Origin of the sequence: Iodidimonas gelatinilytica (assembly GCF_008579125.1) — a bacterium.
In the GTDB taxonomy this organism is placed as follows: Bacteria; Pseudomonadota; Alphaproteobacteria; order Sphingomonadales; family Rhodothalassiaceae; genus Iodidimonas; species Iodidimonas muriae.
This window is the reverse complement of the sequence record NZ_BKCL01000004.1, coordinates 283,788-293,256: the sequence shown is the minus strand read 5'-3', so window position 1 is coordinate 293,256 and position 9,469 is coordinate 283,788. Positions and strand designations below refer to the sequence as shown.

The window sequence follows — 9,469 nt, the reverse complement described above, 5'->3', positions numbered from 1 at the left end:
GGCGGGAATCCAGACTTTCGCTGGCGGAGGGTGGCACGCTGTTGACTGGACCCCCGGATCAAGTCCGGGGGTGACGGTTTAGGTGTGCCCGGGGGTGACGGTTTAGATGTGCCCGGGGGTGACGGCTGGGGTGTGCCCGGTGTGACGGCTGGGGTGTGTCCGGTGTGACGGGAGAGGGGAGCGTTATGGCGCGGGATCGTCCTGTTCATCCCTTAACCCCGCAAGGCCGGGATAGGTTTCGCCATCTTCAGCAATTTTTTTGAGCAAAAGATCGGGGCCGGCGGCCAGCGCCAGACCAAAAGAGCCATTGCGCATCCACTGCACCTCGCCGGCAAATTCCCCCAGTTCCGGAATGTTCAGGATCAGTTCTTCGCCCAAGCGGACGGCCAAGGCACATTCGATATAGGTTCCTGCCAAGGACACATCGAGAACGCGACAGGGAACAGAGCGATCATCAACGGTGATGATCGTGCCGTGCCATAGAACCGGCAACCGGTCATCAGCGCGCCTGTTTTGTTCTTCGGATGTCATGCGGAACGTACTCCTTACATGTCTTTTACAGCCGTTAAAGACCGATCCTGGCCGAAACGATCTGTCATTTAACCTGCCGTCTTTATTGCCAAGCCGAGCGACCAAGCGCTAAAGCTAAAACAAATAACACAGAATTTTACACCGAGATCAATACGGGGAGTGCCGAATGGGCCCGGAAAAATATCAGAATTTGGTCCAGATGCTGTTTGAGCAAGCCCGGAAAAACGGCACAAAACCGTTTTTATGGGCAAAATCGGAAGGCCGGTTTCAGGCGCAAAGCTGGGACGAGGTGGTGGATCAAGTGGCGCGGATGTCTCGCGCCCTGATCAAGGAAGGGGTGCAGGCGGGCGACCGGGTGGCGCTGATTTCGGAAAACCGCCCGGAATGGTTGATTGCCGATTTCGCCATCATGGCCGCGGGCGCGATCACCGTTCCCGCCTATACCACATCCACCACCAGCGATTATCAGCATATTCTGGAAAACAGCCGCGCCAAAGGGGTGATCGTTTCCACGGCCAAGTTGGCGCGTACGGTTTTGCCGGCCGCGCATTTAAGCGATAGTGCCGAATTTGTTATCGCCATGGAAGAGCCGCGCCTGACCCAAAGCATCAATGCCCGCATGTTGCGCTGGACGATGTGTTGGCGGCACAACCCGCCTGTGTGGATGCGGTGCGGGAAGCCGCCTCTACCTTATCGCGCGAGGATGTTGCGTGTTTGATCTATACATCCGGCACCGGCGGTGCGCCCAAGGGGGTGATGATCCATCATGGGGCGATTTTGCATAATTGCATGGGGGCGTGCGATGTGTTGTCGGAAATCGGGCTGGCGGGAAACCGCTTCTTGTCTTTCTTGCCCCTAAGCCATGCCTATGAACATTCGGCGGGGCAGGCGCTGCCGGTTTCGATCGGCGCCGAGATTTATTATGCGGAAGGAATCGACAAGCTGGCCAGCAATATGGCCGAAACAAAGCCCACCATCATGGTGGTGGTGCCGCGTTTGTTCGAAATGTTGCGCAACCGTGTTTTGCGGCAGGTGGAAAAAGAGGGCGGGCTAAAGGAAAAGCTGTTCCACAAGGCTTTGGCGCTGGGCATCAAACGGCACCGGCAAGGGGGCCGGCTGGGCTTTTTCGAACGGATACAGGACAAGCTGTTCGACCGCCTTGTGCGGGCCAAGGTGCGGCGGCGTTTCGGCGGGCGGCTCAAGGCGCTGGTTTCAGGCGGCGCGCCGCTGAACAAGGATGTGGGGGAGTTTTTCACGGGCCTTGGCCTGCCTTTGTTGCAAGGCTATGGCCAGACCGAGGCCGGCCCCATTATTTTGGTGAACCGCCCCACCCATTCCAAAACCCACAGTGTTGGCCCGCCTATGAAAGGCGTGGAACTGACAATCGCCGATGACGGAGAAATTCTGGTGCGCGGCGCTTTGGTGATGAAAGGCTATTGGGGCGATGATCGCGCCACGGCCGACACCATCAAAGACGGCTGGCTGCATACCGGCGATATCGGGATTCTGGATGAAGATGGCCATCTGGTGATTACCGACCGCAAGAAAGACCTGATCGTTTCCGATAAAGGTGAAAATGTTTCTCCGCAGCGGGTGGAGGGCATGTTGGCTCTGGAAATGGAGATCGCGCAGGTGATGGTTTATGGCGATGACAAGCCGTATCTTGTGGGGCTTGTGGTGCCGGATCCGGAATGGCTGGCAAGCTGGACAAAAGAAACCGGAAAAACCAACGATTATGCGGCGCTTGTTGCCGATCCGGATTTGCACACGGCCATCGATGCCGCCATCAGCCGTGTCAATAAGCGCTTGTCCAATCTGGAAAAAGTGCGCCGCTTTGCTTTGGCCGACGAGCCGTTTTCTATCGAGAATGAACAAATGACTCCCACTTTGAAAATTCGCAGGCATGTGATCGGGAAGATCTATCGCAGCCGCATCGAAAACCTTTATGGTGGCGGGGCAAAAGGTAAGTGAAAAGGAAACGGCCATGAAATCGACATCAGCTCTTTTGAAAACCATGGGCGCCGTGATGGCGCTGGGGGTGGCCTTTGGCGCCCCCGTGGCGGCGCAGAATGATTTTTCGAATGTGGAAATCCGCGCCGAACATGTGGGCGGTAATGTGCATGTGCTGTTTGGCGCTGGCGGAAATATCGGCGCGCTGACCACCGAAGATGGTGTTGTGCTGATCGACGACCAGTTCGCTCCGCTGACGGACCGCATCTTGAAAGCTGTCGAGGCGCTGGAGAGCGGGCCGGTGAAATTCCTGCTCAATACCCATTGGCATGGCGATCATACCGGCGGGAATGAAAATCTGGGCAAGGCGGGTGTGGTGATCGTTGCCCATGACAATGTCTATAAGCGACTTTCTGAACCGCAGCGCTTTGAAAATGCCCGGCGCAATACGGAAGCCCGCCCCAAAGAAGCCCTGCCGGTTTTAAGTTTCAATGATGAAGTGGCGCTCCATCTGGGGGAAGAAGCCCGTGCTTATCATGTGGCCCATGCCCATACCGATGGCGACAGTTTTATCCATTTCACCGAAAGCAATGTGATCCATATGGGGGACTTGCTGTTTGTGGACCGCTATCCCTTTATTGATATCGGCAGTGGCGGCAATCTTCATGGGGTGATCACGGGTATCAAACAGGCTTTGGCTCTTGCCGATGCCGACACGGCTTTTATCGGTGGGCATGGGCCTTTGGCCGACCGATCAAAGGTGGAACGCTATTTGAAGGTGCTGGAAGTCGCCCGCGACCGGGTGGCCGCCTTGAGGGAGGATGGCCAAAGCCTTGAACAGGTGATCGCCGCCAAACCCATGTCGGATTATGACGACGCATGGGGCAGCGGCTTTATCAATCCCGAAGCCTTTTTGCGGGCGGTGTATCAAAGCCTTGAAACAGCGCATCATTAAGGGCTATCCGGCACGCGGCAGAGGATCGAGAAAAAAACAGGATGACAGCACAGCATGAATGAGGCCGCAGACAGCCTGAGTTTTGCCTTTGATGATGATCATGGCCTGCCGGTGGATGAAGACCGGCGGGCTTTCCGCATTGCCTTGGGCCGTTATCCCACGGGTGTTGCTGTGGTCACGGCCCTTGATATGGCAGGGCAAGCTGTGGGCATTACCATCAACAGCTTTGCTTCTGTCAGCCTTGATCCGCCGCTGGTTTTGTGGAGTATCGAAGAACGTTCCGCTTATGCCCCGGCTTTTATCGAGGCCGATGCCTATGCCATCAGCGTTCTGGCTGCGGATCAAAGCGCTGTGGCGCAGGCTTTTGCCGGGCCGGGGGAGCATCGCTTTCGTGATTGTGAAACCCAGGAAACCCGCCTTGGTATTCCGGTGCCCAAAGGGGCGCTGGCGGTGTTTGAATGCCAGCGCTTTGCCCTTTATCCCGGCGGCGATCATCGCATTTTGCTGGGCCGCGTGGAGCGCGTGACCACCTGCGCCGGAGAGCCTTTGGTATTCCATGAAGGCGCATTGGGCGGGCTGGGCTGAAGAACGCGAAAAGGCTTGGCCATAAAAGCCAAGCCTTGCTGTTTATAAAGGGGGTAAGGCTGCTTATTCCGCCGCAGCGGCCTTGGTGCCCACCGATTGGGCGGCAAGGAAACGCTCGGATTCCAGCGCTGCCATGCAGCCCATGCCCGCCGCCGTTACAGCCTGCCGATAGACGGAATCGGTCACATCGCCTGCGGCATAAACCCCGGGAATATCGGTGGCTGTGGAATCCGGTGCCGTTTGGATATAGCCGTGGGAATCCATTTTTAGCTTGCCTTTGAACAGCTCTGTGGCGGGGGAGTGGCCAATGGCGATGAAAACGCCGTGGGTGGCAATCTCTTGCGTTTCCCCGGTTTCCCGATGGGCAAGGCGCACGCCGGTGACGCCAAGCGGATCTTTGTCGCCAAGGATTTCTTCCACCTGATGGTCCCAGATCACCGAGATCTTTTCATTGGCGAACAAACGGTCTTGCAAGATTTTCTCGGCGCGCAGGCTATCGCGGCGATGCACCAAAGTGACTTTGGATGCGAAATTGGTCAGATACAGGGCTTCTTCCACCGCTGTATTGCCGCCGCCCACAACCACCACCTCTTTGTTGCGATAGAAAAATCCGTCGCAGGTGGCGCAGGCGGAAACGCCAAATCCCTGAAAGGTTTCTTCCGAAGGCAATCCCAGCCAGCGGGCCTGTGCACCGGTGGCAATGATGATGGCATCCGCGCTATAATGGGTGCCGCTATCGCCCACCATTTTGAAGGGGCGGCTGTCCAGATCCACATCGGTGATGATGTCGTTGATCAGCTTGGTGCCCACATGTTCCGCTTGCGCCTTCATCTGTTCCATCAGCCATGGGCCTTGGATCACATCGGCGAAACCCGGATAATTTTCCACATCGGTGGTGATGGTCAATTGTCCGCCGGGCTGCAATCCGGCCACGATGGTGGGCTCAAGATTGGCGCGGGCCGCATAGATCGCAGCGGTATAGCCCGCCGGACCCGATCCAATGATCAGAACTTTGCTGTGATGGGTCTCGGGCATGGCGCAACTCCGAAAAAGGCCCGCAAGGGGGCTGAAATCTTGATGAATGACAAGCGGCCACGAAGGGCCGAGCGATTTATTTAGGCAAGCGAGCCTGTGGACGCAAGACCGGAGCGCCTTTGGGGAGGTTCTGGATGGATCAATCGCTGTGTTTGATACCGCTCATAGGGCTGGCGGATATGCGCACGGACATGGGCATGGTTTTCAGGGCCTCCACACAATCGCGCATGGTGCGGGCATAGTCTTCCAGTTCCGGCGATGTGGTGGACAGGGACAAACGCTCGGCGGCATAGGCCATGCGGTCCAGCAGGTCTTCGGGGCTTTTGGGTGGCCGTGCCGCTTGGGTCGCCATATCCATGTCACGCGCCGAACCTGAATATCCCTCGAACCGTCCATCGGGAAAGGAAAACCGCGGCTGTGCCCGCAAACGCCATCGTCGGGGTGCTTCCTGCCCCACCTGCGTTTCCACGATCAGATCACGTAAGGGGCGATGGCGGGCCATTGCAGGGGAAATCTCATCGTCCACAGGGGCTGCGGCATGGGCTTGTAAAGCGGCGGCGAATTTATCGCCATAAAGCGATGGGGTGGCGCGCCCGAAAGCCATCTCTGCATTGGGAGATAGGCGATGAATTGTGCCATCGCGGCGGGTTTCGAATTGCCAACTGTCGTCACTTTTGTCGATCAAGGGCTCGATGGTCGGCTGCCGATAGGGGGTGGAAATCAGCTTATGCTCGTCATGCCCATGATTTTGGGAAGGCGCAGGGCCAGTGTCCGTCGGGGCGTGATGGAGAGCCTGCTCAGGCATTTGCTCAGGCGCTTGTTCCGGCGCCTGTTCAAGGACTTGTTCAGGCATCTGCCCTGCGGTCTTTTCTTGCACCTTTTCCCGACGGCTTGGCTCTGCCGTCGTCCGTTGTGCTTCAGGGGGCTGTGCTGGTTCTGGGGCCTCTTGCGCTTCAAAAGAAGGGGCAGGCGTCTCGGAAAAACCGGTCACCGGCTTGGGGGCTTCCCGGGCCGCTTTTTGAACGATATCCTCGACCTGTGCCCGCCGTGCAGCCACACGGGCAAGTGCCAGCCATACATCCAATGTCAGATCGGCGCGTTTGGCAATTATGATGTGATGTTCGGGGCCGGATCGCATCACCAGTTCGATCAGTTCCGGTGGGCTGAAGGGCACTTTACGTAAAATGGGGGCGGCAATATCCGCACGATCGCGGGCCAAAAGGCAGGCCAGATCTTTCGGAGGGGTGGTCATATCGGCGGTGCGTTCTGCCAGTTTCTGGCGTGCGACCACCGAGGCTTCGGCCATCAGGCTTTCCAGAAGGCGCAGGAAATAGGCGCGCCGCTCGGCGTCCTCGGTGGAGGAAGCCGTCAGCAAACGGTCCGCCAGCGCTGTGAATAACGCTGTCTTTTCTTCAGTCGACTCGGATTTGCTTGCCTCTTTGGTAAGCGCTCCGTTCGCGTTTTGCATAGGCCCTGCCTTAGATATTGTCGCGCGTCCACACATCCCCTGTGCGATTCTGCCCTTATCTTTGTCAAGAGGTAAACCCTGATCTTTCTTTTCGGGCCATCTTGGCAATTTCCTAAGCAGACCTTATAATATTGTTGTTCGGTGCACAGCCAGAACGATTGAAAGTCATTCACGTGGTAATTGATGGAGCGATGGGGCATGCCCAGAGTTAAACTTGATGCAGTGGACATGAAAATTCTCACCACACTGCAAGACGAAGGCCGTATCACAAATGTAGATTTGGCTGAACGGGTTGGTATCACTGCCCCGCCGTGCCTTCGTCGGGTGCGGGCTTTGGAAGAAGCCGGCTTTATCCGTGGCTATCATGCGGATCTCGATCAGGAATCCTTAGGTTTCGGGATCACCGTTTTTGCCCTGGTGTCTTTGCGCAGCCAGGCGGATGCCGATCTTCAGGCCTTTGAAAAACATGTGGCAGATTGGCCGTTGGTGCGCGAGTGTTTCATGCTCAATGGCGAAATCGACTTCATCCTGAAAATCGTTGCGCGCGATTTGGCGGAATTCCAGCGTTTCCTGACCTCCCAATTGACCTCTTCGGCAAATGTGGAAAGCGTCAAAACTTCTTTGACCATTCGGTCATCCAAGCGCGTGCCCGGCGTGCCGCTGCCTTTACCGCAAAAATAAGCGAAGGGTGGTCACTCTCTTTCAACATTGCGGGTTTTTCTTTTGAAACAGGGTGACTCCATGAACGAGGCATGTGGCTATCACCTGCTGGCGGGGGACCCGACGGCGCCTTTCTTGCAGACGGTGAGGGGCTTTCGCCCACGTGCGCCGTGGCTGGGGGGGGATCTTCAAACCTTGCGCAACCGGTTTGTGCGCACATTGCCTAAACTCTCTGCGCGCCAGCAGCGCTTGACGTTGCCACTATCTCCGCCGGCAAAAGGCGCGCTCAGTGCTGTGATCAATCATCCCGATCAGCAGCATATTGAAAAAGATATTCTGGTGGTGCTGGTGCACGGATTGGGGGGCTGTGAAGACAGTGCTATATGCATCTTTGTGCCGCCGGGTTGCTTGCGCAAGGCTATGGGGTGGTGCGCTTGAACTTGCGCGGTGTCGGGCCATCCGCAGCTTATAGCCGCGGGCCTTATCATGCGGGGCTGACACAGGATTTGCGCGATGTCTTGAGCGGCCTTGCCGTGCGTTTTCCAAAGCGTCCGGTGGCGATGATCGGCTTTTCTCTGGGCGGCCATATGGTGCTGCGTTTGGCCGGGGAGGCAGGCCAGAAAGGCAAGCCGGATACATTGGCCGGGGTGATGAGCGTATGTGCGCCGGTGGATCTTCATGCCACCCAAAGCCGCATCGCCGCGCCCCGTAATCGGATTTATCATGCGGCCCTTATGCACTGGATGAAGCGGGATGCCCGATCATGGGTGGCTTGTGGTACGCCTTTGGCGGACAAGCTTGAAACGCTTCGGACCGTGCGTGATTTTGATGATGCGCTTGTGGCCCCAGCCCATGGATTTGAAGGGGCGGAGGATTATTACCGGCGGGCCTCCATGCAAACTGTGGCGTCAGAAATATGTATTCCGACGCTTGTCTTGCACAGCAATGACGACCCTTGGATTCCTCTGCAAAGCTATCATGCAACACAGTGGCCGAAACGACCGGATGTGACCGTTATGATCGCACGCGGTGGCGGCCATGTGGGCTTTCATGGCCGCCATGCCAAACGCCCTTGGTATGTGGACTTGGCTTGCCAGTATTTGGCAATATTGGGCTGAGAACTGACCTTGCCTGCCGCCCCGTATCGGTGAATTTTAGAGCAATTGGTAAAATATTAACAGTTGCGCTTTATCACCTTATAACAATTGTTAAGATTGATGCGGTTATTGTGGTGGCTGGAGCAGACCCGAAGGCATGAAAATATGGATTATAAGGGGCTGATGCTGCCTCATCCTCCAACCGGGCACAGCTTGAAAAGGTTGTTCTGGCGCGAAAGGTGGGGTTGTTTCTAGTCGATGATCACGACGATGATGAGCGCCGCGTTGTTTTGGATGTGGCGCAAACCCTTGCCCGCGATCTTAGCGTTGAAGTGCGCCAGACCCTTGCCTTTGAACTGCGCCGCGCAAACTCCCTTCCTTTCGGACTTGCCGATCTTATTGCCCGCGATATTGAGGAAATTTCCTCTCCTTTCCTGATGCAAACCACCGTCTTCAGCGATGAAGAGCTGGCAGTTCTGGCGCGGGAATTATCGGAATCCGCAAAAATTGCCATTGTCCGCCGTTCTCGGGTCCCTGATGTGGTGGCCCTTGCCATTGCCCAAACCGGGGGCGAGCGGTCGGTTACTTTTTTGATCCGCAATCCCGGTGCTGAACTTGGGTCGGCCTGCGATCCGCTTATGCAGCGTTTCGAGACGAACAAGGCGATGATGGATCAATTGAGCAAGCGGGGCGATTTGCCGTTGGAGATTGTGGAGCGGCTGATCAACCATGTGTCTGATGCCTGTCGTGTGGTTCTGGTGGAGCGTTATGAACTGGATCCGGCTCTTGCTGGCTCTTTGAACGAGTCGGTGAAAAATATCGCTCTTCTGCACTGGATGGAGGATGCCAGCCGGGGGGCTCTCAATGAATATATCCGGCAGCTTGAATCGCGTGGAGCGGTGAATGCACGGTTCCTTGCCGACCTGACCCGGCGCGGCGGCATGCGGTTTTTTGAAAGCGTGATGTCTTATAAAACCGGGATCGAGATATCGGCAATCGAAGCGGTGGTCCGCTCCGACAGCAAAACACATCTGATAAAACTGCTGAAGAAAGCCGGCTTCAAAGAAGGAGCTGCAGGGCGGCTATTGGCGGCGCTGGACGAGGGACGGCACGTGACGATCCCTTCGGACACAGACTAATCCACCGCGCGGCCTTTCCCCCGCATTTTATTATTACGCAAAGATGGTT

Annotated in this window: 11 protein-coding genes; 8 read left to right on the top strand and 3 right to left on the bottom strand. The window is 56.6% G+C overall.

Annotated elements, in window-relative coordinates; translation table 11 throughout:
• Positions 1–183: 183 nt before the first annotated feature.
• Positions 184–531 (bottom strand): PilZ domain-containing protein, encoded by a 348-nt coding sequence (locus JCM17844_RS07865; protein WP_150000431.1) that lies wholly within the window; start codon positions 529–531, stop codon positions 184–186.
• A gap of 166 nt (positions 532–697) precedes the next feature.
• On the opposite strand from JCM17844_RS07865, the gene JCM17844_RS16575 reads away from it, so the two are divergent.
• From JCM17844_RS16575 to JCM17844_RS07850, 4 genes are read left to right on the top strand one after another with little or no spacing between them, the layout of a single operon-like run.
• On the top strand, positions 698–1,249 hold the full coding sequence (locus tag JCM17844_RS16575; protein WP_210431618.1) for an AMP-binding protein: 552 nt from the start codon (positions 698–700) through the stop codon (positions 1,247–1,249).
• Positions 1,171–2,502, top strand: a complete 1,332-nt coding sequence (locus tag JCM17844_RS07860; protein WP_210431617.1) for an AMP-dependent synthetase/ligase — start codon at positions 1,171–1,173, stop codon at positions 2,500–2,502. Before JCM17844_RS16575 ends, JCM17844_RS07860 begins: the two co-directional genes overlap by 79 nt.
• A gap of 13 nt (positions 2,503–2,515) precedes the next feature.
• Positions 2,516–3,436, top strand: coding sequence for an MBL fold metallo-hydrolase (locus tag JCM17844_RS07855; RefSeq protein ID WP_210431616.1), 921 nt, complete (start codon positions 2,516–2,518; stop codon positions 3,434–3,436).
• A gap of 54 nt (positions 3,437–3,490) precedes the next feature.
• Positions 3,491–4,021: a flavin reductase family protein gene (locus JCM17844_RS07850; RefSeq protein ID WP_150000430.1), complete on the top strand. Its 531-nt coding sequence runs from the start codon at positions 3,491–3,493 to the stop codon at positions 4,019–4,021.
• A gap of 63 nt (positions 4,022–4,084) precedes the next feature.
• On the opposite strand, the gene trxB is transcribed toward JCM17844_RS07850, so the two are convergent.
• Together trxB and JCM17844_RS07840 are read right to left on the bottom strand one after the other, a co-directional pair.
• The gene (gene trxB / locus JCM17844_RS07845) at positions 4,085–5,056 is read right to left on the bottom strand and encodes a thioredoxin-disulfide reductase (RefSeq protein ID WP_150000429.1); all 972 of its coding nucleotides are present in this window, start codon (positions 5,054–5,056) and stop codon (positions 4,085–4,087) included.
• 139 nt (positions 5,057–5,195) lie between these two features.
• Entirely contained in the window at positions 5,196–6,524 is a 1,329-nt protein-coding gene (locus JCM17844_RS07840) for a hypothetical protein (RefSeq protein WP_150000428.1), read from the bottom strand.
• A gap of 198 nt (positions 6,525–6,722) precedes the next feature.
• On the opposite strand from JCM17844_RS07840, the gene JCM17844_RS07835 reads away from it, so the two are divergent.
• From JCM17844_RS07835 to JCM17844_RS07820, 4 genes are all read left to right on the top strand, one after another.
• On the top strand, positions 6,723–7,205 hold the full coding sequence (locus tag JCM17844_RS07835; protein ID WP_150000427.1) for an Lrp/AsnC family transcriptional regulator: 483 nt from the start codon (positions 6,723–6,725) through the stop codon (positions 7,203–7,205).
• Between the two features lie 60 nt (positions 7,206–7,265).
• Positions 7,266–7,622, top strand: coding sequence for a hypothetical protein (locus JCM17844_RS07830; protein ID WP_150000426.1), 357 nt, complete (start codon positions 7,266–7,268; stop codon positions 7,620–7,622).
• Positions 7,568–8,302: a YheT family hydrolase gene (locus tag JCM17844_RS07825; RefSeq protein WP_150000425.1), complete on the top strand. Its 735-nt coding sequence runs from the start codon at positions 7,568–7,570 to the stop codon at positions 8,300–8,302. The genes JCM17844_RS07830 and JCM17844_RS07825 overlap by 55 nt, the downstream gene beginning before the upstream one ends.
• A gap of 218 nt (positions 8,303–8,520) precedes the next feature.
• The gene (locus tag JCM17844_RS07820) at positions 8,521–9,420 is read left to right on the top strand and encodes a DUF2336 domain-containing protein (protein WP_150000424.1); all 900 of its coding nucleotides are present in this window, start codon (positions 8,521–8,523) and stop codon (positions 9,418–9,420) included.
• Positions 9,421–9,469: the final 49 nt, after the last annotated feature.

Coding starts and splice junctions, on each gene's coding strand:
- trxB (WP_150000429.1), bottom strand. CDS start 5,056: ATGCCCGAGACCCATCACAGCAAAGTTCTGATCATTGGATCGGGTCCG.
- JCM17844_RS07840 (WP_150000428.1), bottom strand. CDS start 6,524: ATGCAAAACGCGAACGGAGCGCTTACCAAAGAGGCAAGCAAATCCGAG.
- JCM17844_RS07825 (WP_150000425.1), top strand. CDS start 7,568: ATGCATCTTTGTGCCGCCGGGTTGCTTGCGCAAGGCTATGGGGTGGTG.
- JCM17844_RS07830 (WP_150000426.1), top strand. CDS start 7,266: ATGAACGAGGCATGTGGCTATCACCTGCTGGCGGGGGACCCGACGGCG.
- JCM17844_RS07865 (WP_150000431.1), bottom strand. CDS start 531: ATGACATCCGAAGAACAAAACAGGCGCGCTGATGACCGGTTGCCGGTT.
- JCM17844_RS16575 (WP_210431618.1), top strand. CDS start 698: ATGGGCCCGGAAAAATATCAGAATTTGGTCCAGATGCTGTTTGAGCAA.
- JCM17844_RS07835 (WP_150000427.1), top strand. CDS start 6,723: ATGCCCAGAGTTAAACTTGATGCAGTGGACATGAAAATTCTCACCACA.
- JCM17844_RS07850 (WP_150000430.1), top strand. CDS start 3,491: ATGAATGAGGCCGCAGACAGCCTGAGTTTTGCCTTTGATGATGATCAT.
- JCM17844_RS07855 (WP_210431616.1), top strand. CDS start 2,516: ATGAAATCGACATCAGCTCTTTTGAAAACCATGGGCGCCGTGATGGCG.